Annotated in this window: 25 protein-coding genes; 17 read left to right on the top strand and 8 right to left on the bottom strand. The window is 64.7% G+C overall.

All coding sequences use genetic code 11. The features are described 5' to 3' along the window. Positions 1-18: 18 nt before the first annotated feature. Positions 19-195: a hypothetical protein gene (locus tag ACWAT4_RS24765; RefSeq protein ID WP_449728289.1), complete on the top strand. Its 177-nt coding sequence runs from the start codon at positions 19-21 to the stop codon at positions 193-195. A 48-nt stretch (positions 196-243) separates the two neighbouring features. Here the strand turns inward: ACWAT4_RS24765 and ACWAT4_RS24760 are convergent, their stop codons facing one another. Further along, positions 244-1653: an aldehyde dehydrogenase family protein gene (locus tag ACWAT4_RS24760; RefSeq protein ID WP_212425691.1), complete on the bottom strand. Its 1410-nt coding sequence runs from the start codon at positions 1651-1653 to the stop codon at positions 244-246. 181 nt (positions 1654-1834) lie between these two features. Between ACWAT4_RS24760 and ACWAT4_RS24755 the strand changes: the two genes are divergently transcribed. Further along, a complete protein-coding gene (locus ACWAT4_RS24755) occupies positions 1835-2212 on the top strand; it encodes a hypothetical protein (RefSeq protein ID WP_212425692.1) in 378 nt (125 codons plus the stop codon). A 3-nt stretch (positions 2213-2215) separates the two neighbouring features. Here ACWAT4_RS24755 and ACWAT4_RS24750 read toward each other — a convergent pair whose 3' ends face one another. Together ACWAT4_RS24750 and ACWAT4_RS24745 are read right to left on the bottom strand one after the other, a co-directional pair. Then, positions 2216-2593, bottom strand: a complete 378-nt coding sequence (locus tag ACWAT4_RS24750; RefSeq protein WP_212425693.1) for a winged helix-turn-helix domain-containing protein — start codon at positions 2591-2593, stop codon at positions 2216-2218. Positions 2594-2672: 79 nt separating this feature from the next. Then, positions 2673-3755 carry a substrate-binding domain-containing protein gene (locus tag ACWAT4_RS24745; RefSeq protein WP_212425694.1) on the bottom strand — a complete coding sequence of 361 codons (1083 nt, stop codon included), beginning with the start codon at positions 3753-3755 and terminating at the stop codon, positions 2673-2675. 113 nt (positions 3756-3868) lie between these two features. Here ACWAT4_RS24745 and ACWAT4_RS24740 point away from each other — a divergent pair, with 113 nt between their 5' ends. Together ACWAT4_RS24740 and ACWAT4_RS24735 are read left to right on the top strand one after the other, a co-directional pair. After that, complete coding sequence (locus ACWAT4_RS24740; RefSeq protein ID WP_449731256.1) at positions 3869-5353, top strand: aldehyde dehydrogenase family protein; 1485 nt, start codon at positions 3869-3871, stop codon at positions 5351-5353. A 185-nt stretch (positions 5354-5538) separates the two neighbouring features. After that, positions 5539-5802: a hypothetical protein gene (locus ACWAT4_RS24735; RefSeq protein WP_212302537.1), complete on the top strand. Its 264-nt coding sequence runs from the start codon at positions 5539-5541 to the stop codon at positions 5800-5802. Here ACWAT4_RS24735 and ACWAT4_RS24730 read toward each other — a convergent pair. Continuing rightward, positions 5799-6593, bottom strand: a complete 795-nt coding sequence (locus ACWAT4_RS24730; RefSeq protein ID WP_449728288.1) for a COG4705 family protein — start codon at positions 6591-6593, stop codon at positions 5799-5801. The two genes, ACWAT4_RS24735 and ACWAT4_RS24730, sit on opposite strands and share 4 nt — an antisense overlap. A gap of 143 nt (positions 6594-6736) precedes the next feature. Further along, positions 6737-7633 (bottom strand): alpha/beta hydrolase family protein, encoded by an 897-nt coding sequence (locus tag ACWAT4_RS24725; RefSeq protein WP_212425696.1) that lies wholly within the window; start codon positions 7631-7633, stop codon positions 6737-6739. Between the two features lie 181 nt (positions 7634-7814). Between ACWAT4_RS24725 and ACWAT4_RS24720 the strand changes: the two genes are divergently transcribed. The 3 genes from ACWAT4_RS24720 (at position 7815) to ACWAT4_RS24710 (ending at position 11533) form a co-directional block, all read left to right on the top strand. Beyond that, entirely contained in the window at positions 7815-9203 is a 1389-nt protein-coding gene (locus ACWAT4_RS24720) for a class II 3-deoxy-7-phosphoheptulonate synthase (RefSeq protein ID WP_212425697.1), read from the top strand. Positions 9204-9207: 4 nt separating this feature from the next. Continuing rightward, entirely contained in the window at positions 9208-9561 is a 354-nt protein-coding gene (locus tag ACWAT4_RS24715) for a diacylglycerol kinase (RefSeq protein WP_212302541.1), read from the top strand. Positions 9562-9775: 214 nt separating this feature from the next. Then, on the top strand, positions 9776-11533 hold the full coding sequence (locus ACWAT4_RS24710; protein WP_449728287.1) for an NAD+ synthase: 1758 nt from the start codon (positions 9776-9778) through the stop codon (positions 11531-11533). 167 nt (positions 11534-11700) lie between these two features. Here the strand turns inward: ACWAT4_RS24710 and ACWAT4_RS24705 are convergent, their stop codons facing one another. Beyond that, positions 11701-12882 (bottom strand): DUF2865 domain-containing protein, encoded by a 1182-nt coding sequence (locus ACWAT4_RS24705; protein ID WP_449728286.1) that lies wholly within the window; start codon positions 12880-12882, stop codon positions 11701-11703. 143 nt (positions 12883-13025) lie between these two features. Next, positions 13026-13331, bottom strand: a complete 306-nt coding sequence (locus ACWAT4_RS24700; protein ID WP_449728285.1) for a hypothetical protein — start codon at positions 13329-13331, stop codon at positions 13026-13028. 288 nt (positions 13332-13619) lie between these two features. Between ACWAT4_RS24700 and cysS the strand changes: the two genes are divergently transcribed. The 4 genes from cysS to ACWAT4_RS24680 all read left to right on the top strand — a co-directional run bounded on the left by cysS (position 13620) and on the right by ACWAT4_RS24680 (position 17696). Further along, positions 13620-15002, top strand: a complete 1383-nt coding sequence (gene cysS / locus ACWAT4_RS24695) for a cysteine--tRNA ligase (RefSeq protein WP_449728284.1) — start codon at positions 13620-13622, stop codon at positions 15000-15002. A 115-nt stretch (positions 15003-15117) separates the two neighbouring features. Further along, a complete protein-coding gene (locus tag ACWAT4_RS24690) occupies positions 15118-15609 on the top strand; it encodes a GNAT family N-acetyltransferase (RefSeq protein ID WP_449728283.1) in 492 nt (163 codons plus the stop codon). Beyond that, complete coding sequence (cimA, locus tag ACWAT4_RS24685) at positions 15606-17204, top strand: citramalate synthase (protein ID WP_449728282.1); 1599 nt, start codon at positions 15606-15608, stop codon at positions 17202-17204. Before ACWAT4_RS24690 ends, cimA begins: the two co-directional genes overlap by 4 nt. Before the next feature lie 114 nt (positions 17205-17318). Further along, entirely contained in the window at positions 17319-17696 is a 378-nt protein-coding gene (locus ACWAT4_RS24680; RefSeq protein ID WP_212302548.1) for a VOC family protein, read from the top strand. A gap of 4 nt (positions 17697-17700) precedes the next feature. Here ACWAT4_RS24680 and ACWAT4_RS24675 read toward each other — a convergent pair whose 3' ends face one another. Further along, positions 17701-18306, bottom strand: coding sequence for an LOG family protein (locus ACWAT4_RS24675; RefSeq protein ID WP_212302549.1), 606 nt, complete (start codon positions 18304-18306; stop codon positions 17701-17703). 201 nt (positions 18307-18507) lie between these two features. On the opposite strand from ACWAT4_RS24675, the gene ACWAT4_RS24670 reads away from it, so the two are divergent. The 6 genes from ACWAT4_RS24670 to ACWAT4_RS24645 all read left to right on the top strand — a co-directional run bounded on the left by ACWAT4_RS24670 (position 18508) and on the right by ACWAT4_RS24645 (position 24953). Next, positions 18508-20463 (top strand): ABCB family ABC transporter ATP-binding protein/permease, encoded by a 1956-nt coding sequence (locus tag ACWAT4_RS24670; RefSeq protein ID WP_212425705.1) that lies wholly within the window; start codon positions 18508-18510, stop codon positions 20461-20463. An 84-nt stretch (positions 20464-20547) separates the two neighbouring features. Beyond that, complete coding sequence (locus ACWAT4_RS24665; RefSeq protein WP_212425706.1) at positions 20548-21246, top strand: phosphatidylserine decarboxylase; 699 nt, start codon at positions 20548-20550, stop codon at positions 21244-21246. Between the two features lie 78 nt (positions 21247-21324). Beyond that, positions 21325-22197 (top strand): CDP-alcohol phosphatidyltransferase family protein, encoded by an 873-nt coding sequence (locus tag ACWAT4_RS24660; RefSeq protein ID WP_212302552.1) that lies wholly within the window; start codon positions 21325-21327, stop codon positions 22195-22197. Positions 22198-22319: 122 nt separating this feature from the next. After that, positions 22320-23039 carry an RraA family protein gene (locus tag ACWAT4_RS24655; protein WP_128934471.1) on the top strand — a complete coding sequence of 240 codons (720 nt, stop codon included), beginning with the start codon at positions 22320-22322 and terminating at the stop codon, positions 23037-23039. 101 nt (positions 23040-23140) lie between these two features. After that, complete coding sequence (locus ACWAT4_RS24650; RefSeq protein WP_449728281.1) at positions 23141-23965, top strand: SDR family NAD(P)-dependent oxidoreductase; 825 nt, start codon at positions 23141-23143, stop codon at positions 23963-23965. A 214-nt stretch (positions 23966-24179) separates the two neighbouring features. Then, on the top strand, positions 24180-24953 hold the full coding sequence (locus ACWAT4_RS24645) for a motility protein A (RefSeq protein WP_212302554.1): 774 nt from the start codon (positions 24180-24182) through the stop codon (positions 24951-24953). Positions 24954-24961: the final 8 nt, after the last annotated feature.

Below are 24961 nucleotides of genomic sequence, written 5' to 3'. Positions count from 1 at the left end.
CCAATTCAGGCGCGATTCATGATGCGTGCGATTGCGGGGGCGCGCGGGGACCAGGCGATGTGCGAAAATGCCGCATCTTCCGTCGCTCGCGCTCGCCGCGAAATCGCGCAGGACTGCGTCGGGGTCGTGATGCGGCGCATAGACGAGGGCGCCGAGATCGCATTGCGCATCGAACATGGTCGCCTCCGCTTTTAAGAATAGATCGGGGCCGCGGCCGGTTCCGCCGCGACCCCCTATGTTGGATCACGCGGCCGGCGGGCCGTTGATGATCTGGAGCTGGGTGAACTCGGCGAGACCTTCCTCGGCGAATTCAGTCCCGATGCCCGATTGTTTGGCGCCGCCGAACGGGATGTGCGGGGCCATGTCGAGATGCTTGTTGATCCACACCGTGCCGGACTCCAGGCGCGTGGCGACCTCATGCGCGCGGTCGATGTCCGACGACCAGACCGAGGCGCCGAGGCCGTAAGTCGTGGCGTTGGCGCGGCGGATCACGTCATCCTTGTCCGAATATTTGATCAGCGGCAGCACCGGGCCGAACTGCTCCTCGTCGACCAGTTTTGAGCCTTCCTTGATGTCGCGCACGATGGTCGGCTCGATGAAATAGCCGGGACGGTCCATCGCGGCGCCGCCGGCGACCACCTTGCCGTTCTTGTGCGCGTCCTCGAGGAACGCCTTCACTTTCTCGTACTGCATCTTGTTCTGCAGCGGCCCGAGCTTGGTGCCCTGTTTGGAGCCGTCGTCGACCACGGTGCTCTTGGCGATCGCGACCAGCTCGTCGCAGAGCTCGTCGTAGACGGATTCGTGCACATAAAGCCGCTTGATGGCGAGGCAGACCTGGCCGGAGTTCTGGAACGCGCCTTCGAAGATGCCGGGTGCGACCTTCTTCGGATCGACGTCGTCGAGCACGATGCCGGCGTCGTTGCCGCCGAGCTCGAGCGTAATGCGCTTCAGCGTCTGTGCAGCGCTCGCCATGACCTTCTGGCCCGTCGCGGTCGAGCCGGTGAAGGAGATCTTGCGGATATCGGGGTGCTTGGTCATCTCGCCGCCGAGGTCGTTGGCGTCGGTGATGAAATTGAGCACGCCCTTCGGCACGACGTCCTTGATCAGCTCGGCGAAGCGCAAGGAGGCGAGTGGCGTGGTCGGCGCAGGCTTCACGATCAGGGTGTTGCCGGCGATCAGTGCGGAGGGCAGCTTGAAGCTGAGGATCAGGAGCGGATAGTTCCAGGGGATGATCGCGCCGACGACGCCCAGCGGGCGGCGATAGGCCTCGACCTTGCGATCGCCGGAGTTCTCGATGACCTTCATCGGCAGGTCGAGCGAGCCGAGATAGCGGAAGAAGGCGGCCATGCCGAGCACCTCGCCGGTGGCGTCCGCCAGCGGCTTGCCCTGTTCGGAGGTCAGCAGGCGCGCGAGCTCGCCCGAATTGGCCTCGATCACGTCCGCCATTTTCATCACGACCTTGCGGCGGTCCTCCATCGACGTCGCGGCCCAGGCCGGGAAGGCGGCCTTCGCGGCGGCAACGGCCGTATCCAGCTGCGACTTCGAGGCGCGGGGGCACTGTGCCACCACCTCTTCGGTCGCGGGATTGAGAACCGGCATGGTCATGTCGCCGGGCACCATTTTGCCGTCGATGAGAAGATTGAAGTCACTCATAGGCTTTGCGCTCCCTTTAAAGAACGGGCCGTTCGGGCCTCGTTATATCTACTCATATATCACGCTTCTCGATGGCCGACCATGACGGCAGGCTCGATCAATTCCAGAAAAAGCGGCTAGACGCAGCCCGACTTATCGATATATCGTAGTGGATATAGCGAACTGTGTTCCGGAACTGGCAATGGAAATCAAGGTGAGGCAGCTCACGACCTGCGAGGTGTCGGCCGACGGCGGTGCGATCTCGCTGGGCTTCGAGGACGTTACGGGGAGCACCGCAGCCGTCAACGTCTCGCTCAACCAGGTCGGCGCTCTCATCATGACGCTGCCTGGGCTGCTGGAGGCGGCGCTGAAGGCCCGCTATGGTGACCAGAGCCTTCGCTATGCCTATCCGCTTGCGTCCTGGGCGATCGAGCAGTCGACCGACACGACGCAGCGTATCATCACGCTCCAGACCGAGGACGGCTTCAAGGTCCGCTTCTCGATCCCGAAGGCAGAGCAGGGGCTGCTGGGCGAAGCGCTGACGCAGCCGATGTCGGAAGCGACGGTACGGCCGAACTGATGCCTAAGAGGATTTGCGCGAACGGGCTATGTCGCTCTTGAGCGCTTCCAGATCCTTGTGCACCGCGCGTGCGGCGTCGCGCTCGATCTTGCGGTAGCGCGCGACGAGCTTTTCGCCGAACGGTGTGAGCATTGCGCCGCCGCCGTTCTTGCCGCCGGCCTGCGGTTCGACCGCAGGATGGCCGCAGATGCGGTTGATTTCGTCGACGAGATCCCAGGCGCGCTTGTAGGACATGTCCATGGCGCGTCCGGCCCCGGAGATCGAGCCTTGCGCGCGGATCTGCTCGAGAAGCTCGATCTTGCCGGGTCCGATCCGGTCCTCGCTGTCGAGGTCGATCCGAAGGCTCAGTTGGGGGAGCGATTTGGCGCTCGCGCGCGACATGACAGGCTCTCTTGAATGGCTCTAAACGGAGATTGCCATTCTTGCCCGTCGCGGACAAGGAGGAGCGCGGCCTGCACCGTCATCGCACGGCGTGCATCTCCAGAAACGCCTTCACGCCGGTCACGGTGCCGGTGTCCGACGGCACATAGCCGGGAAGGGTGGCGACGGCGGCGCGAAAATCGGCGCTGCGGATGATCTCAAGGATGCGCTTCATGGGTGCGGTATCCAGAAAAGCGCGCTTGCACACGAAGAAATAGTCCTCGGTGAGGATGCGAATGAAATCGAGGCCGAAATGCCGCGCGGCCGCCTCGACGCCAAAGCTCGCATCGGCCATGCCGCTCGCGACATAGGCCGCGACGGCAGCGTGGGTGAACTCGATCTGCTGCGCGCCGTTGATCTTGCCTTCGTCGATGTTGTGAGCCGCGAGCAACTGGTCGAACAAGAGGCGGGTGCCGGAATCGTGGTCGCGGTTGACGAAGCGGACGTTCGGCTTGGTGAGATCATCGAGCGAAGCAATGCGCAGGGGATTGCCACGTGCAACCATCAGCCCCATCTCGCGCGTCACGAAACTGATGATGCGGTCCTCGCGCGGATCGAGCCATTCGCGCGCGGCCTTGATGCCCTGGGCGCGCAACGCGCCGTGCGGCAGATGCAGGCCGGACAGGTCGCAGGCGCCCTGCGCCAGCGAGACCAGCGAGTGCTGGTTGCTGACATAGCGCAGATCGACGCCGATGCCGGGCTCGCGGTCGAGGAATTCGCGCAGCTTGGCCACAGCAAAGCCGTGGCTGGCATGGACGCGGATCACGGAAGGGCGCTGCTCGAGGAACGGCTTGATCTCGCTCGCAAGCTCCTGCGCCAGATTCTCCAGCTGCGGCCCGAGCCGCGCCTGCATGCGCTCGCCGGCCCACACCAGCCGCTCGCCGAACGGCGTGAGCTTCGAGCCCTTGCCGCGCTGGGTCTCGACCAGCGGAGTTCCGAAGAACTCCGACCATTGCTCGATCAGATTCCAGACATGCCGGTAGGACAGGTGCGCATCGCTGGCCGCGCTTGTGATCTTTCCGGTCTTCCGGATTTCATTGAGGATCCCGAGCATGACCACCGCGGTGCGCGGGCTGCCTTCGTGGCGAAACCGCCAGACGGCCTCGATCTCGATCTGAAGCATCTGACAACCTTATGAACTTAGCTTCATATATGGTGCGTCCATTTGCAAACCATATCATATTTACTCCAGACAATAGCTGCCTAGTCTGGCATACCAGATCAGGAGGAAATATGATGTCTGTTGCATATGACTTTGCGCATTCGCCGGCCACCGAATTCATGGCGCGGCCGCAGCATCTGCTCATCGACGGCCGCCGTGTGCCCGCGAGTTCCGGCCGCACCTTCAAATCCCTCAATCCTGCCACCGGGCAGGTCATCGCTGTCGTTGCCGAAGGCGGCGAGGCTGACGTCGAGCATGCGGTTGCCGCCGCCCGCTGCGCCTTCGAGGGCCCGTGGCGCACGATGCGCGCCTCCGAGCGCGGCCAGATCCTGCTGCGCTGGGCGGATCTGCTCAAGCGTCATGCCGACGAGATCATCGAGCTGGAGTCGATCGATGCCGGCAAACCGATCTCCGCGACGATGCGCCAGGACTTTCCCGCCGCCGTCGACACGCTGACTTATTACGCCGGCTGGGCCGACAAGATCAGCGGCGACGTCGTGCCGGTGCGTGACGATGCATTGACCTACACCGTGCGCGAGCCCGTCGGCGTGGTCGCGGCGATCGTGCCGTGGAATTTCCCGCTGATGATCGGCATGTGGAAGCTCGCGCCGGCGCTGGCCTGCGGCTGCACCATCGTGATGAAGCCGGCCGAGCTGACCTCGCTATCGGCGCTGCGCATCGCCGAGCTTGCGCTCGAAGCCGGCCTGCCGGCAGGTGTCTTCAATGTCGTCACCGGACCTGGCCGCGTCGTCGGAGATGCCCTGGTCAATCACCCCGACGTGGACAAGGTGACCTTCACCGGCTCGCCGGGTGTGGGGCGCGGAATCATGAAGGGCGCGGCGAGCAACTTCAAGCGCGTCTCGCTCGAGCTGGGCGGCAAGTCGGCCAATGTGATTTTCGACGACGCCGATCTCGAAGCAGCCAGCAAGGCTGCGGCCTCCGGCATCTTCTTCAACGCCGGGCAGGTCTGCTCCGCCGGCTCGCGCGTGCTGGTGCAGGAGAGGGCCTATGACGAGGTCGTTGAGCGTCTCGCCGCGCGTGCGAAGTCGATCAGAATCGGCGACCCACTCGACCGCAAGACCGCGCTCGGTCCCGTCATCTCCGAGAAGCAGATGAAGTCGATCCTCGACTATGTCGATATCGGGCAGAAGGAGGGGGCAAGGCTCGTCACCGGCGGCGAGCGTGTCGGCGAGCGCGGCTATTTCATCAGCCCGACCGTGTTCGCCGATGTCGCGCACGAGATGCGGATCTCGCAGGAAGAGATTTTTGGTCCCGTCGTCAGCGTCATCAAGTTCAAGGATGAGGCCGATGCGCTGCGGATCGCCAATGGCACCGCCTACAGCTTGGCCGCCGGCGTCTGGAGCCGCGACATCGGCAAGCTGCAGCGCTTCGCCAGACAGGCGCGCGCCGGCACCGTCTGGATGAACACCTATGGCTACACCGACGTGCGGCTGCCCTGGGGCGGCGAGCGTGACTCCGGCCTCGGCCGCGAGCACGGCACCGCCGCGCTCGACAATTTCACCGAGCCCAAGGCGGTGTGGATGAATCTGGCCGTCTGATAACCTCCCGATCGGCCAATCCTGGAGCCCGCTTGATCCCGTCAGGCGGGCTCTCTTTTCAGAAAAGATAAAATTGTCCGCAATCCGCTCAGCAGCGACAAACCCTGCAGATAAGAACCGTGCCGTCTTAAACCTCGGCTTTGGAACCGGCGTGCATCCTCACGGCAAAAGGGTGGGGCAACAACATGTCAGTTCTCAAGGAGGTCGTCGCGGCGGTCGCGGGAGTCTACGCACTCCTGTTCGTCTGCGACGCATTGTTCGGCGTCGGTGAGACGCGTTTCGACGATTCCTATTACAGCGCCAGCTTCTACGCGCCACGACCGAAGGAGTTCCGGTTTGCAGACGGGACCACGCCGGCTGCGCGCGTCAGCGATGCTTTCGCACAGTTCTCTGCGGTCGAAGCCAAGCCGAACAAGCGCTACTCGTCGCTGACGACGATCATCCGCTAAGCGCGCTCGGCTGCGTGGTCGTTGCTTGGGTGCTGTCCCGCGCGCTGCGGGATCAGCAGCAGGCAGACCACCATGAACGCTGCGATCACGAGCGAGGCCAGCGGCCGGCTGAGGGCAAGTCCGCCGTGGTCGAGCGGCTTGTCGAGGAAGTCGCCGACGGTCGCTCCCAATGGTCGCGTGAGGATGAACGCGGCCCAGAACAGGGTCACGCGCGAGACGCGGCTCCAAAAATAGAGTGCGGCGACAATGGCAAGCCCAGCTGCGAAGATCAGCGCGCCGCCACCATAGCCCATGTCGCCGGTATCGGCGATCCAGTCGCCGAGCGCGGTGCCAAGCGTTTGCGAGAAGGTGATCGCGCCCCAATAAAAGGCCTCGACGCGGGGCGTGCTGACGCTGTTGACCGAGATGGTCCCTTCAGCGCGATACCAGAGGCCAAGCACCAGCACGAGGCAGGCGAGGAGCAGCGTCGAGCCGCCGGTAGAGCCGATGCCGAGCGAGCGGTCGGCGAAGTCCGCCATCGTCGTACCGAAGGTGGTTGAGGCCACGATGGTCGCCCAATACAGCGCCGGGTGGAGTTTTGTCGCGCGGATTTGTGCGGCGACCAGGACGATCATCGCCGCCAGGAACAGGAACGTGCCTGCGAGGTAGCCCCAATTCAGCGTCATCGTCACGGTGTCGCCGCCGGTCTCGCCCAGCGTCGTGGCGGCGATCTTGATGATCCAGAACCCGAGCGTGACTTCGGGGACCTTGCTCTCGCTGACGAGGCTTTGGCTTCTGGCGCGATTTTCCATTGTCCTCGTCGCGTTCGGCGTAGCCGGAACAAGATCAGTCGCGTTGTCGACTCTGTGTCAGGTGGCCAACGACGATGGCGGAAATCAGTTTCGGCTTGAGCGACCACGAGAAAGTGACGAGCGGCGATGCGGCTGCCTGAGCCTCACTCCCCCTGGATCCATTCCGCGACGCCGCGCCACAGCGTGTCGCGGTGCTCGGGGCGGAAGAAGCCGAAATGGCCGATCGCCTTGGCGCCGACGTCGGACGGTTGCACGGTGAGCACCTCCGGCTCGATCGCGGTGAATCCGCCAGTCAGCAACTCGACCGCCGGTCGTGTCGCCCAGGGATCGTCGGTGAAGCAGAGCGCGCGCAGCTCGCCCTTGAACTTGGCAAAATTCTCCAGCGCCGGCAGCTTTGAATCGAAGAGATAGCGCGGGCTCGAGACCCAATCCGCCCATTGCAGAAAGACGCCCTTCGGCAGATCCTCGCCGATGCCGGCCCAGCCCGGCGCGTAGCCGAGTGCGTGAGCCAGCGGCACGCCGACGAAATTCATGAAGGCGTAGACGCGGTATCTCTCCGGTGACGTCATCAGCCGCCAGGTCGCGGCCTGCGAGGCGACGAACGCGGCTCGCGAAATCTCGCTGTTGTTTTCGATCAGCCCGAGCGCCTGGCCGCCGTAGGAGTGGCCGACATAGGCCAGCGGCAGGGTGTTATAGCGCTCGCGCATCCAGCGGACCGCGGCGGTGACGTCTTGCGCGGCCCAGTCCGACATCGAAGCCTTGAAGCCGACCAGCGATTTCGGCCGGTTGTAACCGACCATTGCCGGCAGCCGGGAGTCGCCGATGCCGCGATAGTCGTAAGTGAGCACCGCGCAGCCGCGATGGGCGAGGTAGGAGGCAAAGCCGCGATAGATTTTTCGCGGGACGGCGGTCGCCGAATTGATCAGGACGGCATGGCGCTTGACTCCGCGCGGCAGGAACAGGGTGCCGGTCAGCGCATACCCGTCGGTCGCCGGGAAGCTGATCTCGTCGATGAAAACGTCGTCCAGTGCCGCGTCCATGGGGGAGGCTGTCTTGCCGGTTTCCGCTGCCATCCCCAGCAAATGCGAATTCGGCTTTGCTCGCAAGGGTTTGCATTGCGAAACGGATTTACAACTGGCGGTGTCGCGCCAGCCTGTGTATAAGGCGGCCCTCGCAACCCACAGATCAGGTTGCACTTTTTTGCTTCACGGAGAGATTGCGATGTCCGAGCGGTGGACGCCCGAGTCCTGGCGCAGCAAGCCGGTGCTACAGGTGCCCGATTATCCCGACGCCAAGGCTTTGGCCGACGTCGAGGCGCAGCTTGCAACCTTTCCCCCGCTGGTGTTCGCGGGCGAGGCGCGCAATCTGAAGAAGGCACTGGCCCGCGTTGCGGCCGGCGAGGCCTTCCTGCTCCAGGGCGGCGATTGCGCCGAGAGCTTTGCCGAGCATGGCGCCAACAACATCCGCGACTTCTTCCGCGTGCTGCTGCAGATGGCGGTGGTGCTGACCTATGCCGGCGCGGTGCCGGTGGTGAAGGTCGGCCGCATCGCCGGCCAGTTCGCCAAGCCGCGCTCCTCGCCGACCGAGAAGGTCAATGGCGTCGAGCTGCCGAGCTATCGCGGCGACATCGTCAACGACATCGCCTTCACCAAGGAAGCGCGCGTGCCGGATCCGCAGCGGCAGCTGATGGCCTATCGGCAGTCGGCCGCGACGCTGAACCTCTTGCGCGCGTTCGCCACCGGCGGCTATGCCAATCTCGGCAGCGTGCATGAGTGGATGCTCGGCTTCCTCAAGGATTCGCCGCAGTCCCGCCGTTACAAGGAGCTGGCCGACCGCATCTCGGACGCGCTCAACTTCATGCGCGCCTGCGGCCTCGATCTCGAGAGCCATCCCGAGCTGCGCGCCACCGATTTCTACACCAGCCACGAGGCGCTGCTGCTCGGCTACGAGCAGGCCATGACCCGCGTCGATTCCACCACGGGCGACTGGTACGCGACCTCGGGCCACATGATCTGGATCGGCGATCGCACCCGGCAGCTCGATCACGGCCATGTCGAATATTTCCGCGGCATCAAGAACCCGATCGGCCTGAAGTGCGGCCCGTCGCTCAAGCCCGACGAGCTGTTGAAGCTGATCGACGTGCTCAACCCCGACAACGAGCCGGGCCGCCTGACCCTGATCAACCGCTTCGGCTCCGACAAGGTCGCCGATCACCTGCCGGGCCTGATCCGCGCGGTGAAGCGCGAGGGCAGGGTGGTGGTCTGGTCGTGCGATCCCATGCACGGCAACACCATCACCTCCACGACGGGCTACAAGACGCGGCCGTTCGACCGCGTGCTGTCCGAGGTGAAGTCGTTCTTCACGATCCATGCGGCGGAAGGCACCCATGCCGGCGGCGTGCATCTTGAGATGACCGGCCAGGACGTCACCGAATGCATCGGCGGCGCCCGCGCCATCACGGACGAAGATCTCAACGACCGCTACCACACGGTCTGCGATCCCCGCCTCAATGCCGAGCAATCCATCGACATGGCTTTCCTGGTCGCGGAGCTGCTGAAGCAGGAACGCGCCGGCAAGGTCAGGCCGATGCCGACTGCAGCGGGGCTCTAGCACCTTGCTGCGGATCTGGAAGGCCACGATCAATTCCCGCAACGGTCTGGCCTTTGCGTTCCGCTCGGAACAGGCCGTCCGCGAGGAGATCTTTGCGCTGATCCTGTCGCTGCCGGTGGCGTGGCTCGTCGCGGCGACCGCGACACGCGCGGTCGAGCTGGTTTGCTCGGTCGCCTTCGTGCTGGTGGTCGAGCTGCTCAACACCGCGATCGAGAAGCTCGCCGACCGCCTGACGATGGATCACGACAAGCAGATCGGGCGGGTCAAGGACATGGGCTCGGCCGCAGTCGGCGTTGCACTGCTGATGGCCGGCGCGTTCTGGATCATCGCCATCATCGAGCGATTGGGGTTCCTCTAGCTCGCGGAGAGTATCGATTGGGCGTCGGCACCCGAGGCTCCTTTACCTCTCCCCAGCGGGGAGAGGTCGATTTGCGTCTCGCGATGCGCAGCATCGTCGAGCACAAATCGGGTGAGGGGGCTCAGGCCCTGCGAGAGACTGTAACCCCTCACCCGGATTGCATCTTCGATGCAATCCGACCTCTCCCTTTGGGAGCGGTGAAAGCGAGCGCTCTATGACCGAACGTCTCAACGCATTCGCGGTCACGCTCGCCCAGCTCAATCCGACCATGGGCGACGTCGCGGGCAATGCCGCCAAGGTTCGCTCGGCACGCGCGCGAGCGATCGCCGATGGCGCCGATCTCGTGCTGTTTCCGGAATTGTTCATCGCCGGCTATCCGCCGGAGGATCTGGTGCAGAAGCCGGCCTTCCAGGCCGCCTGCCGCGCGGCCATCGAAGCGCTGGCGCGCGAGACCGCCGATGGCGGGCCGGCGTTGCTGGTCGGCACGCCCTGGGTCGAGGACGGCAAGCTCTACAATGCCTGCGCGCTGCTCGACGGCGGGCGCATCGCCGGCTTGCGGTTCAAATGCAATCTGCCGAACTACGGCGTGTTCGACGAGAAGCGGTTGTTTGCGCGCGGCCCCGCATCGGGCCCCATCACCGTGCGCGGCGTGCGGATCGGCGTGCCGATCTGCGAGGACATCTGGCTGGAAGAGTCCGAGGATTACGAGAACGTGGTCGAGACGCTGGCCGAGACCGGCGCCGAGATCATTCTGGTGCCGAACGGCTCGCCGTATGCTCGCGACAAGAACGATGTGCGTCTGTCGGTCGCGGTCGCGCGGGTTACCGAGAGTGGCTTGCCGCTGGTCTATCTCAATCAGGTCTGCGGCCAGGACGAGCTCGTGTTCGACGGCGCCTCGTTCGCGCTCAATGGTGATCTCTCGCTCGCCGCGCAACTGCCGGCGTTCGCTGAGAGCATCACCACGCTGCGCTTCGCCCGGACCGGCGGCGATTGGCGCTGTACCGGTCCGATTGCCGAGCAGCCCGAAGGAGACCGCGCCGATTACGCCGCCTGCGTGCTGGGCCTGCGCGACTATGTCAGCAAGAACGGCTTTCCCGGTGTGCTGCTCGGCATTTCCGGCGGCATCGATTCCGCGCTGTGCGCTGCGATCGCGGTCGACGCGCTCGGTGCCGATCAGGTGCACGGGGTCATGCTGCCTTATCGCTACACGGCGGCACACTCGATTGCCGATGCCGGCGAGCTCGCCGGCCATCTCGGCATCCGCTACGAAGTGCTGCCGATCGCGGAAGCGGTGGGTGGGTTCGAGACCATCCTGGCCGGCATCTTCAAGAACCTTCCGCCAGATATCACCGAGGAAAACCTTCAGGCCCGCACTCGCGGGACGCTCCTGATGGCGATCTCCAACAAGATCGGGCTGATGGTGGTGACCACGGGCAACAAGTCGGAAATGTCGGTCGGCTATGCCACGCTCTACGGCGACATGAACGGCGGCTTCAATCCGATCAAGGACATCTACAAGACGCAGGTGTTCCGGCTGGCGGCCCTGCGCAACACCTGGAAGCCCGACGGTGCGCTCGGACCGGCCGGCGAGGTGATCCCGCCCGACATCATCACGCGTCCGCCGACGGCGGAGCTGCGCGAGAACCAGACCGATCAGGATTCATTGCCGCCCTACGACGTGCTCGATGCGATCCTCGAGCGCCTGGTCGAACGCGAGGAGCCGCTCGACCAGATCATCGCGGCGGGCTTTGACCGCGAGACGGTGACCCGCATCGACCATCTCCTCAACGTCGCCGAATACAAGCGCCGCCAGGCCGCGCCCGGCGTGAAGGTGACGCGGAAAAATTTCGGCCGCGACCGGCGTTATCCCATCACCAACCGCTTCCGCGATCGCGGCGAGAAATTGCCCGCGCCCGATGAGACGCTGGTGTCGCGCGGCAGCAAGGCGTCGATCGACGCGTTCGAGGGGTGAGTTTCGCCGACGCGTGCGAGGCAGGTGGTCTCGCCGCCCGTTCCGCCGTCATCATCCGCGAAGGCGGATGATCCAGTACGCCGCGGCGGATATCGTGAAAACCAGCTGCCGCCGCGGCGTACTGGATGCCCGCCTTCGCCGGGCATGACAGTTGAGTTTGGAGCCGCCTACTTCTGCTGCTGCGGCAGGAAGGTCGGGCCGACCGAGCGGATCGGCTTGTTCTCCGACGAGGTGGTGGGGGCTGCATCCGCAGGCGGTGGGCCCGCCGGTGCTGTTGCCGTCGTCGGCGCGGGAGCTGCGCCCTTCTTGCCGTTCGCAGGCGCGCCCTTGTTGAGCCGCTGCTGCTGCATCTTTCTGGCGCTCTCCTCGGTGACGATGATGTCACCCTGCTGCTCCACGGCCGCCTTGTCGTCGGCCGATTTCAGCGCGTCGGCCCAGCTCTGCCCCGCCGCCTTGCACGAGCAGGACGGGTTGAACTCGCTGCGGAATTTGAAGGCGGTCGGCAGCGACGTGTAGGGCTGGCCGCTGATCGAGACCGCGGAGTTCATGTCCTCGCCGGGATTGCGGTGGGCGTAGAGCACGGCTTCGGCCGCCGGGCAGAGCGCCTTGCAGGTCTTCTCGTCGTCGGGGAAGCGCGCCGGCACGGTCGCAAACGAGATCGGGAAATAGGCGCCGTCGCAGGTGCGCACGCAGACGGTGCGATAGGTGCCGGATTGCGGGCCGAGATCGGAGGGCGGCGCACTTGGCGGATTGTTGGGGTTGTTGCCGCCGCCGAACAGATTGCTCAGGAAGTTGCCGCCCTGTGACTGCGCGGCGTTGGCGTATTGCGGACCGCAATTGTTCTGCGCGAGCGCAATCAGCACCGAGCGGCGCTGGCTGTCGCGTTCGGGGCTGCCGCCGGCGCCGCCACCGCGCAGGCGTTCGAGATTACCGGTGATCTGGTCCAGATTGGCGCGCATCTGCTGGATCTGGGTATTGACCGGGCCGCATTGCGCCGACTGGCCGTTGAACAGCGAGAAGAAGCCGGAGGAATCGCAGCCCATACGCTTGGCCTGCATGGTGACGCGGTCGAGCTCGGCCTGCTGGCGGGTCTGGGAATCCTGATAGCGGCGGATCTGGTCGTCGCGCGCGGGATCGCCGCTCGCCCCGCGGTCGAGCGCGGCGAGCTGTCCTTCCAGCCGCACGCACATCGGGTTCGGTCCGAGCCCGCCTTGGGCCGGCGGAGGCGGCGCGCCGGACGGGCCGGCCTGCGCAAAGGCGTCAGTGGCGAGCACGACGCTAAGAAGCACGGTGCAGGCAAGGAGGAAGCGGGGACGGGACAGAGACAAAAATTCAGGCATATCCGCCATTCTAGCGAAGTCACGGCCCCAAGTGACTTTCCAATGTGATTTGGGGGGCCGAAGCGCGCCCTCCAATAGCCGCTTCCTGCGGCATCGTCACGTCGTTTCAGGGGCCGCAAATGGGTCCTAAGGTCCGCCAGTTCCGAGCGAATTCAGCGCTGACAGGTGATTGCGACATATTCGTCGCAATGGCCATGAGAGCAGTTTGCGCCGGATTTGGGGACAGAGCCGGTAATTTCGTCGGGATCGACCCGGCGGTAGGCCGATGCCTGCGCAAAGTCCCGTGACTGGCAGTAGGTGCGGGCGACCTGCGCGCCGCATCTCTCGCCCTTGGCCAGGCACTGGTCGACGCCATAGCCGTCGGCCTGGTTGGGAATGATGAAGACGCGCGTCTCGGCGAAAGCGCTGGATGCCGCGAGGAGGGAGGCACAGGAGACGAGCGCAAGCAGGGATCGCATGGGTGCACCGGGGCTGGGGGGACCACCGGGTTCCGAATTAGGCTCAAAAGGTTAAGGATGACGAACCATCAAGGCAGGCGGGCAGGCAATCGCGGACATAGAACGGCATTTTCGCGGCTCTCTTGACGAAAGGCGCCTTCGTGGCCCATATGACCGGCATGAACGGTCTCCTCGCCATCTGCATTATTTGCCGCGAGATTACGAGCTAGCGATTCGCTGGCTGGAGCCGTCTTTTCTCAACCACATTGAGAGCACTGGACGCCCGGCCAACAGCCGACGGGTGTCCATATGGAATTGCGCCTTTACGATACGCTGAGCCGGGAAAAGCGCACCTTCGCGCCGCTCGACGCGAAGAACGTCCGCATGTATGTCTGCGGACCGACCGTCTATGACTTCGCCCATATCGGCAATGCGCGGCCGGTGATCGTGTTCGACGTGCTGTTTCGGCTGCTGCGCCATGTTTATGGCGAGGCGCACGTCAAATATGTCCGCAACATCACCGACGTCGACGACAAGATCAACGATCGCGCCGCGCGGGATTATCCGGGCCTGCCCCTGAACGAGGCGATCCGCAAGGTCACCGAGCAGACCGGAAAGCAGTTTCACGCCGACGTCGATGCGCTCGGCGCGCTGCGGCCGAGCGTCGAGCCGCGTGCGACCGAGCATATCGGCGAGATGCGCGAGATCATCGAGCGGCTGGTCATGGGCGGCTTCGCCTATGTCGCCGAGAACCACGTGCTGTTCGCGCCGCAAGCGATGAACGCGGCCAATTCCACGCTGCCGCGTTACGGCGCGCTGTCGAAGCGGTCGCTAGACGAGATGATCGCCGGCGCCCGTGTCGACGTCGCGCCCTACAAAAAGGACTCGACCGATTTCGTGCTGTGGAAGCCGTCGAAGCCTGGGGAGCCGTCCTGGCCGTCGCCGGCCGGCATCAAGGCTGAGGGGCGTCCGGGCTGGCATATCGAGTGCTCGGCCATGGCCTGGAAGCATCTCGGCGAGCAGTTTGACATTCACGGTGGCGGCATCGATCTCGTGTTTCCGCATCACGAGAACGAGGTGGCACAGACCTGCTGCGCCTTTCACCAGCAGCGCATGGCGAACTACTGGATGCACAACGGCTTCCTGCAGGTCGAGAGCGAGAAGATGTCGAAAAGCCTCGGCAACTTCATCACCATCCACGAGTTGCTGGCGGACTGGCCGGGTGAGGCGTTGCGCCTCAACATGCTGAAGACGCACTACACCTCGCCGATCGATTGGACCATGAAGTCGCTGGAGGAGAGCGCCAGGACGCTGGACGACTGGTATCGGATCGCGGCCGACGTCGAACCCGGCAGGCCGGCTGGGTCCGTGGTCGAGCCGCTGCTCGACGACCTCAACACGCCGCAGGCGATCGCGGCGCTGCACAGCCTGCGCGGTAGCGACGTATCCGCTCTTGCGGGCTCGTTGCGGCTGCTCGGCTTCCTGTCCGAGAGCGCTGCGCAATGGAAAGATCGCAAGCAGCAGGCGAGCGGCGTCGACGTCAAGCAGGTCGAGAGCCTGATCGCGGAGCGGACGGTCGCGCGGGCGCGCAAGGATTTCGCCGAGTCCGACCGCATCCGCGATCAACTCGCCGCGATGGGCGTCGCGATCAAGGATTCCAAGGACGGGACCACCTGGGAGGTCGCGCGATGACCCGGCCCGACACGCCGTTTCCGCGGCACTGGCTCTATTACATCGCCTTGAAGATCCTGCTGCTCGGCGCCGCCGTAGCGATCGTGCTGAAACTCTATGGGTTGTGGTGAATACGATGGGAAAGACCTTGCCCAAGCCCGGCCTGAGGCCATTCCTGCCGAACGACGTTCCGATGCTGGCCGCGATCTTCGTTGCCAGCATCCAGGAGCTGACCGGCGACGACTACAGCGAGGCACAGCAGGAAGCCTGGATGGCGGCGGCCGAGACTGAAGAGTTTGGCAAGCGGCTGGCGTCCGACCTGACGCTGATCGCCACCCTCGACGGCTCGCCCGTGGGGTTCGCGTCGTTGCGCGGCACCGATCATGTCCACATGCTCTACGTTCATCCGGCCGTTGGCCGGCAGGGCATCGCGACCATGCTGGTCGACGCGCTGGAGAAGCTGGCGGGCGGCCGCGGCGCTGCGGCCCTCACGGTCGATGCCAGCGACACCGCGCAAAGCTTCTTCGCCAAGCGCGGCTATACGGCCCAGCAGCGCAACAGCGTCACCATGAATGACGAGTGGCTCGCCAACACCACCATGAAGAAGACGCTCGGAGCACCGCAATGAGCAAGGAGCGCCTTTATCTGTTCGACACCACGCTGCGCGACGGCGCGCAGACCAACGGCGTCGACTTCACGCTGACCGACAAGCAGGTCATCGCGGGGATGCTCGACGATCTCGGCATCGACTATGTCGAGGGCGGCTATCCCGGTGCCAATCCGCTCGACTCCGAGTTTTTCGGTAGCAAGCCGAAGCTCAACCACGCGCGCTTCACCGCCTTCGGCATGACGCGGCGGGCCGGACGCTCGGTCTCCAACGATCCCGGTGTCGCCGGGCTCTTGGAAGCGAAGGCGGACGCGATCTGCTTCGTGGCGAAGTCCTCGGCCTATCAGGTGCGCGTCGCGCTGGAGACGACGAAAGAGGAAAACCTCGCCTCGATCCGCGACAGCGTCGCGGCCGCGAAGGCTGCCGGCCGCGAGGTCATGCTCGACTGCGAGCACTTTTTCGACGGCTACAAGGAAGATGCGAGCTTTGCGCTCGCTTGCGCCAAGACGGCCTATGAGGCCGGCGCGCGCTGGGTGGTCTTGTGCGACACCAACGGCGGCACCATGCCGAACGAGGTCGAGGCCATCGTCACCGAGGTGACGAAACACATCCCCGGCGATCACGTCGGCATCCACGCCCATAATGACACCGAGCAGGCGGTGGCGAATTCGCTCGCTGCGGTGCGTGCCGGCGCGCGGCAGATCCAGGGCACGCTGAACGGTCTCGGCGAGCGCTGCGGCAACGCCAATCTCTGTTCGTTGATCCCGACGCTGCATTTGAAGAAGGAATTCGCCGACGCCTTCGAGATCGGCGTCACCGCAGAGAAGATGGCGACGCTCGTCAGAGTCTCGCGGACGCTCGACGACATGCTCAACCGCGTGCCGAACCGGCATGCAGCTTACGTCGGCGAGAGCGCGTTCGTCACCAAGACCGGCATTCACGCCTCGGCCGTGATGAAGGACCCGCAGACCTACGAGCACGTCTTGCCAGAGCTGGTCGGCAATCACCGCAAGGTGCTGGTGTCCGACCAGGCCGGCCGCTCCAACGTGATCGCCGAGCTCGATCGTGCCGGCATTCCTTACGAGAAGAGCGATCCGAAGCTGACGCGGTTGGTCGAGGAACTGAAGCAGCGCGAGGCGGCCGGTTACGCCTATGAGTCCGCCAATGCCTCGTTCGATCTGCTGGCGCGCCGCACGCTCGGCAAGGTACCGCATTATTTCGAGGTCGAGCAGTTCGACGTCAACGTCGAGCAGCGCTACAACGCACTCGGCGAGCGCGTCACCGTGGCGCTGGCCGTGGTCAAGGTCGACGTCGCCGGCGAGCATCTGATTTCGGCTGCTGAAGGCAACGGCCCCGTCAACGCGCTCGACGTCGCGCTGCGCAAGGACCTCGGCAAGTACCAGAAGTACATCGAGGGCCTGACGCTGATCGACTATCGCGTGCGTATCCTCAATGGCGGCACCGGCGCGGTGACGCGCGTCCTGATCGAGAGCGAGGACGAGAACGGCGATCGCTGGACCACGGTCGGCGTGTCTCCGAACATCATCGATGCCTCGTTCCAGGCGCTGATGGATTCGGTGATCTACAAGCTCGTGAAGTCGGGCGCGCCGGCGTAAGGCGTAGCTTTAGTCATTCCGGGGCGCCTCAAAGAGGCGAACCCGGAATCTCGAGATTCCGGGCTCGATGCTTTGCATCGCCCCGGAATGACAGCGGGGGAAGGAGCGCGACCAATGATCGACCACATCTCCGTCGGCGTCAGCGAGCTCGAACGCTCCGCAAAGTTCTACGAAGCCACGCTCGCCGCCCTCGGGCTCGTGCGTCTCGTGACGCGGCCGCGCACGATCGGCTTCGGCAAGTCCTATCCGGAATTCTGGATTAACTTACGCGAGGCGATGCTACCTGTGCCGCCGGAGAGCGGCGTGCACATCTGCCTGCGGGCGAAGACGACGAGCGAGGTCGATGCATTTCACGCAGCCGCGCTTGCGACCGGCGGCGCCTCCGATGGCGCGCCGGGCATCCGCCCACACGACCGAGTGCGCTACTACGCGGCCTTCGTCGTCGACCCCGATGGTAACCGGATCGAGGCGGTGACGTTTCCGAGCGAGTAGGGCGTCAGAGCTTGCGCGCCACGTCCGGGGCCATCTGCTTTTCCGCCTCGGCGATTTGCGCCGCAGCCGCCTTCAGCTTCGGCAAGATCTCCTCGACGCGGTCGGCCTTGAGGATATCGACCGAAAGGCCGGCGCGGATGAACTCGGTCTGGCGCATGTGCGACAAGAGCGAGAACAGCGGCTCCCAGAAATTGTCGAAATTGGCGAGCAGCACGGGCTTGGCGTGACGGCCGAGCTGCTTCCAGGTCAGTTGCTCGACCAGCTCCTCCAGCGTGCCGACGCCGCCCGGCAGCGCCACGAAGGCGTCGGAGCGCTCGAACATCAGCCGCTTGCGCTCGTGCATGTCGGGGGTGACGATCATCTCCTGCACGCGGGTCAGCGCGTTCTCGCGCTTGCGCAGGAATTCAGGAATGATGCCGGTGACGGTGCCGCCGTGATCGAGCACGGAAGTCGCGACCGAGCCCATCAGGCCGAGCGAGCCACCGCCATAGACCAGGCGGATATCGTTCTCGGCGAGCGCCTTGCCGAACGCCTTGGCGCCTTCGGTGAAGTGGGGATTGGTTCCGGGGCCGGAGCCGCAATAGACACAGACGGTTTTGATCGTGCTCATTGGTGCCATGATGCATTGCAGCGAAGGGGCGTCAAGCCCAATCGGTGATTCGGGTCACCCGGAAATCTACCGGTAAATGGCGATAAACAATCGAAGATTCGCCATCTGGCGGGGTGCGCTTCGGCCCGGAAGCTTCTATATGACGAGCGAAAATCGCAAATCGCAACGCGCCCGCATCCGGCGGGCCTTTCAGGCGTCCTGATGGTCCCTCCTCATTCGTCCCATGGCCCCGACGTGCCCGAGCCCGCGGCTGCACCGCTGGAGCGGGCCACCCTGATGGGCACGCTGGCGCATCTATGGCCCTATATCTGGCCGGGCGATCGCTTCGACCTGAAGATGCGGGTGGTGTGGTCGATGGTGCTGCTGCTCGCCGCCAAGCTGATCACGCTGACGGTACCATTCAGCTTCAAATGGGCGACTGACGCACTCACGGGCGCCAACACGGCGCCGGTGCAGGCCAGCAACTGGCACCTTTGGGTGGTCGCTTCGCCGCTGCTCCTGACCGCGAGCTACGGCGTCATGCGCATCGTGATGGCGGTGCTGACCCAGTGGCGCGACGGCATTTTCGCGCGCGTGGCCATGCATGCGGTCCGCAAGCTCGCCACCATCACCTTCGTCCACATGCACGAGCTCTCCCTGCGCTTTCACCTCGAGCGCAAGACCGGCGGCTTGACGCGCGTGCTCGAGCGCGGCCGCGAAGGTATCGAGGTCATCGTGCGCATGGTGATCCTGCAGCTGATCCCAACCATCGTCGAGGTCACGCTGCTGATGGCGGTGCTGCTCTGGCAGTTCGACTGGCGCTACGTGGTCGCGACCCTGATCACGGTCACGCTCTACATGTACTACACCTACATCGCGACCGAGTGGCGGATCGGCATCCGCCGCAAGATGAACGATTCCGACACCGAGGCGAACACCAAGGCGATCGACTCGCTGCTCAACTACGAGACCGTCAAATATTTCAGCGCCGAGGCCCGCGAAGCGCAACGTTATGACAAGTCGGTGGCGCGCTACGAGGAAGCGAGCATCCACACCTACACCTCGCTCGCCGTGCTCAACACCGGTCAGGCCGTGATCTTCACGCTCGGGCTGACCGCGACCATGCTGATGTGCGCGATCGGCGTGCGCAACGGCACCAACACGGTCGGCGATTTCGTGCTGGTCAACGCCATGATGATCCAGCTCTACCAGCCGCTGAATTTCATGGGCATGGTCTATCGCGAGATCAAGCAGGCGATCATCGACATCGAGAAGATGTTTGGCGTGATCGGCCGCGAGGCCGAGATCAAGGATGAGCCCAATGCGCTGCCGCTGGCCGTCTCGGCCGGCACGGTGCGCTTCGAGGACGTGCGCTTTGCCTATGAGCCGACGCGGCCGATCCTCAAAGGCATCAGCTTCGAGGTGCCGGCCGGCAAGACAGTTGCGATCGTCGGCCCCTCCGGCGCCGGCAAGTCGACCATCTCGCGGCTGCTGTTCCGTCTCTATGACGTCTCGGGCGGCAAGATCCTGATCGATGGTCAGGACATCCGCGAGGTCACGCAGGCGAGCCTGCGCGCCTCCATCGGCATGGTGCCGCAAGACACGGTGCTGTTCAACGACACCATCCGCTACAACATCCGCTACGGGCGCTGGGACGCTCGCGATGACGAGGTCGAGGAGGCGGCACGGTTGGCGCAGATCGACCATTTCATCCGCATGGCGCCGATGGGTTACGAGACCCAGGTCGGCGAACGCGGCCTGAAACTGTCGGGCGGCGAGAAGCAGCGCGTCGCGATTGCGCGCACGGTGCTGAAGGCGCCGCCGATCCTCGTTTTGGACGAGGCGACCTCGGCCCTCGACACCCACACCGAGCACGAGATCCAGGGCGCGCTCGACCGTGTCGCGAAAAACCGTACCTCGCTCGTGATCGCGCACCGGCTCTCGACCATCGTCGGCGCCGACGAGATCATCGTGCTCGACCAGGGCCGCATCGCCGAGCGCGGCACCCATGCAAGCCTGCTCGCACAGGAGGGGCTTTACGCCAGCATGTGGAACAGGCAGCGCGAAGCCGAGGCTGCGCGCGAGAAATTGGCCCGGATGGCCGATTCGAGCGATGCGCCGAATCGGGAGCCGCCGCCGGTCGATGACGCCCTCACGGCGCAGGCGGCCGCGGAGTGAGCTTGTCTCCGGTCCCAACTCTGGCCTAAACAACCCCGGTGCGCGAGACGACCCGCGCCGTCAACCCCTGAGCGGCAGATAGCGATGTCCATTCTCGATTCGATCCAACGTCAGATCCCGCCGATCCACAAGGAGGGCTACCCCTTCATCGGGATCTTCGCGGCGGTGAGCATCTTGCTGATGTGGCTGTGGTCGCCGCTGGGCTGGATCGGTACCATTCTCACGGTGTGGTGCGCGCTGTTCTTCCGCGATCCCGTGCGCGTCACGCCGCTGCGCGACGGGCTGGTGGTGTCGCCGGCCGACGGGCGGGTGTCGATGATCAGCATGGCGCTGCCGCCGGCCGAGCTTGGCCTCGGTGACCAGCCGCTGCCGCGCATCTCGGTGTTCATGAGCGTGTTCAACTGCCATGTGAACCGGGCTCCCGTAGCGGGCAGGGTGGATCGCATCGCCTACCGGCCGGGACTGTTCATCAACGCCGAGCTCGACAAGGCGAGCGAGGACAATGAGCGCAATTCGCTGGTGATCTCGACGCCGCAGGGGCGCATCGGCGTAATCCAGATCGCGGGCCTCGTGGCCAAGCGCATCGTCTGCTTCGTCAAGGAAGGGCAGGCGGTCGGGGCCGGTGAGCGGTTCGGCCTGATCCGCTTCGGCTCGCGGCTCGACGTCTATCTGCCCGCTGGCACCAAGGCGCTGGTCTCGGAAGGGCAGACTGCGATTGCCGGCGAGACGATCCTGGCCGACCTTACCGGGGATGACCCCAGCCGCGCCTATCGCGCCAGTTAACCAATAAGTCGAGGTTCCGCCGCAATGGCGGAGGGCAAAACGGCTTGCTATATCTTGCCTTAAGGTGAGGACGAGCCAATGACGCCCTATGACTTCAAGAATCCTGACGTCCGCCGCCGGCGGTTCCGCCCGATTCCGGTGCGGATGCTGGTGCCCAACGTCATCACGCTGCTGGCGATCTGCGCCGGGTTGACGGCGATCCGGCTCTCGATCGAGGGTCGGATGACGCTCGCCGTCTACGCCATCGTGTTCGCGGCCGCACTCGACGGCATCGACGGCCGCATTGCGCGGCTGATCAAGGGCCAATCCAAATTCGGCGCCGAGCTCGACAGCCTCGCCGACTTCGTCAATTTCGGCGTGGCGCCCGGCTTGATGCTGTATTTCTGGCAGTTGCACGAGCTCGGTAACGCCGGCTGGATCGCGGCCATGGTGTTTGCGATCTCCATGTGCCTGCGTCTCGCGCGCTTCAACGCCACGCTGGACGATCCCAACAAGCCGGCCTTCGCCGCCAATTTTTTCACCGGCGTGCCGGCGCCGGCCGGCGCGATCACCGTGATGTTGCCGATCTATGCGGCGTTCCTCGACCTCGGGCGCTGGCCCGCGGCCCTGACGGCCGGCTACACGCTGCTGATTGCCTTTCTGATGGTGTCGCGCCTGCCGGTGTTCTCCGGCAAGAGCATGCGCATGCGGGTGCCTCCCGAGCTGGTGCTGCCGGCATTCGTCGCGGTGATCTTCTTTATCGCGCTTCTGATCAGCTATCCCTGGTACGTGCTCTCGATCGGGACCGTGCTTTATCTGCTCGGCCTGCCGCTCGGCTACAAATCCTACCGCGATCAGGCGCGCGCGGCGGAAGCGACAGCGCCTGCGGGCGGCGAGGTGCCGTCGCCGCCGTCTGCGCCGACGCTGGCGAACTTGTCGGAGCCGCCGCATGACGACCGGCGGCTGCACTGAGCGATCGCATGCGGATATCTGCCATGAGAGCACCTGAGTTGGGTTGAGACCCGATCTCGGCTATATCGCCCAGTGTCGGCGGCACCGCGCCAACAGCGGCCGCCAATCTGGGAGAGAACGCCGTGACCAATTCCGCGACCGGGCCGCTGCCCGCTTCCGTCCTCGAAGCGCTGGGCCGCTACGACACGCCGACGATCTGCAACGCCATGGAGATCGTGGCGCCCGAGCGCCGCCTGATCGGCTACACCACCAAGCAGCTGGTCTGCCCGTTCCCCGACCTGCCGCCGATCGTCGGCTATGCCCGCACCGTTGCAATCCGCTCGGTGTTGAAATCATCGCTGCCCGCCGAAGAGCAGTCGAAGCGCCGCATCGAATATTACGAATATGTCGGCACCGGTCATGGTCCGCGCATCTCCGTGATCCAGGACATCGACGGTCCCGATGTCGGCTACGGCGCGTTCTGGGGCGAGGTGCAGAGCAACGTGCACAAGGCGCTCGGCTGCCTCGGCGTCATCACCGACGGCTCGATCCGCGACATCCCGCAATGGGCCCCGGGCTTCCAGGCGCTCGCCGGCTCGATCGGCCCGTCGCACGCCTGGGTGCATGCGGAGAGCTTTGGCGGCGAGGTGCGCGTCGCCGGCATGACCGTGAAGTCGGACGATCTGATCCACGCCGATCAGCACGGCGCCATCGTGATCCCGCTCGACGTTGCGGCGAAACTGCCTGAGGCCGCCGAGCTCTGTGGCCGCCGTGAAACGCCGATCCTCGAGATCGCGCGCAGCCCGGACTTCTCGCTGGAGAAGCTCAAGGCCGCGCTGAAGCGCTCGGCGGAGATTCACTAAAGCGCGATAGTCATCGCGCTTTAGGTTGTTCTCTTGAGCATGATCTCGTCGGAAAACCGCTTCACACTTTTCCGGATCATGCTCTAGCCTGGAGTGACGCCATGGACATGGCCGGCAAGACGGTGCTGATCACGGGCTCGACCGATGGCGTTGGGCGCTATGTCGCGAACCGCCTTGCCGCCGAAGGCGCGAAGGTCCTGATCCATGGTCGTGACGCGGCGCGGGCGAAAGTGCTGATCGATGAGAGCGTGAAGGCCGGCCATGCTGCGCCGACCTTCTATCAGGCCGATCTGTCGTCGATGGCGGACACGCGCGATCTCGCCGCGGCCGTGACGCGGGATCATCAACGTCTCGATGTCTTCGTCAGCAATGCCGGCATCGGTTCGCAGAACGACGGGCCCCAACGGCAGGAGAGCCGCGACGGTCACGAGCTGCGCTTTGCGGTGAACTATCTCGCGGGCTTCCTGCTCGCCCATCTGCTGTTGCCTCTGTTGAAGGCGGCCGCGCCTTCGCGCATCGTCAACGTCGCTTCCCTCGGCCAGCATCCGGTCGACTTCGACGACGTCATGATCACGAAGGGCTATAGCGGCTCGCGCGCCTATGCGCAGAGCAAGCTGTCGCAGATCATGCTCACGATCGATCTCGCGGAGGAACTGAAGGGCGCAGGCGTCACCGTGAACGCGCTGCATCCGGCGACCTATATGAACACCACGATGGTCCGCGCCGGCGGTATCACACCGATGTCGACCGTCGAGCAGGGCGGCGCAGCGATCCTGCATCTGGTCGAAGGCGACGACGTCGCCGGCCGAAGCGGGCTGTTCTTCAACGGCATGAATGAGGCGCGTGCCAATCCGCAGGCCTATGATGCGGATGCACGCAGGCGCCTGCGCGCGCTGAGCCTGGAGCTGACAGGACTATCATCCTGACGCGCCCCATTTATGGTTAGCAAAGCGTTGAGATTCATGTCGTGGAACGGCAAAGCCGCCGTCGTTTCGGCGCGCCAGCGCCGCTCCGTCGCGCCGCCTGAACTTAACCTTTACGCGGCTTTAAGGGCAGCGCTCTAGGGTTTCCAATGCGGTTCGGGGTTGGGCCGCGCCAGCGGCCAGGACGGCCGTTGTTGCGTTCGCGTTGGAGTCTCCCATGGATATCATGACGGGCGTCGGTCTCACGGCGGGCATCATCGTCATCGTGACGATGGTCCTCATGGGCGGCGACCTGCACATGTTCATCTCCGAACATGCGATGATCATCATCTTCGGCGGCTCGATCTCGGCCACCATGATCCGCTTTCCCCTGAGCGCGCTCCTGCACGGCCTGCCGCTCGGTGCCAAATTCGCATTCACCATGAGCCGCTTGTCGGCCCACGACCTCGTCGACGAACTCGCCCGCATTGCCGAGATCGCCCGCAAGCAGGGCCCCGTGGGTCTCGAAAAGGTCGAGACCGACGAGCCGTTCCTCGCCAAGGGCATCCGCTACGTCGCCGACGGCTACGACCTCGATTTCATCCGCGACAATCTCGAGCGCGACCGCGACAACTTCCTGATGCACCTCGACGAGGGCAGCAAGATCTATCGCGCCATCGGCGACTGCGCCCCGGCCTTCGGCATGATCGGCACTCTGATCGGCATGGTGCAGATGTTCGCCAACATGACCGACCCCTCCAAGCTCGGCCCGTTCATGGCGACCGCGCTGCTCGCCACGCTTTACGGCGCACTCGTCGCGAACCTGTTCTGTCTGCCGATCGCCGACAAGCTGCACGGCAAGCTGCTCGATGAAGAGACCAACCGCACGCTGATCATCGACGGCATCCTGATGATCCGCGACTCCAAGAGCCCGACGCTCGTGCGTGAAATGCTGCTGGCTTACCTGCCGGAGAAGCACCGCCACGCCGAAGGCGAGCCGGTTCCGGCTTGAGGCCGGAC

This window comes from Bradyrhizobium sp. T-1 (assembly GCF_053592855.1).
Note: the sequence above shows the minus strand (reverse complement) of the source record. Positions and strands in the feature narration are given on the sequence as shown.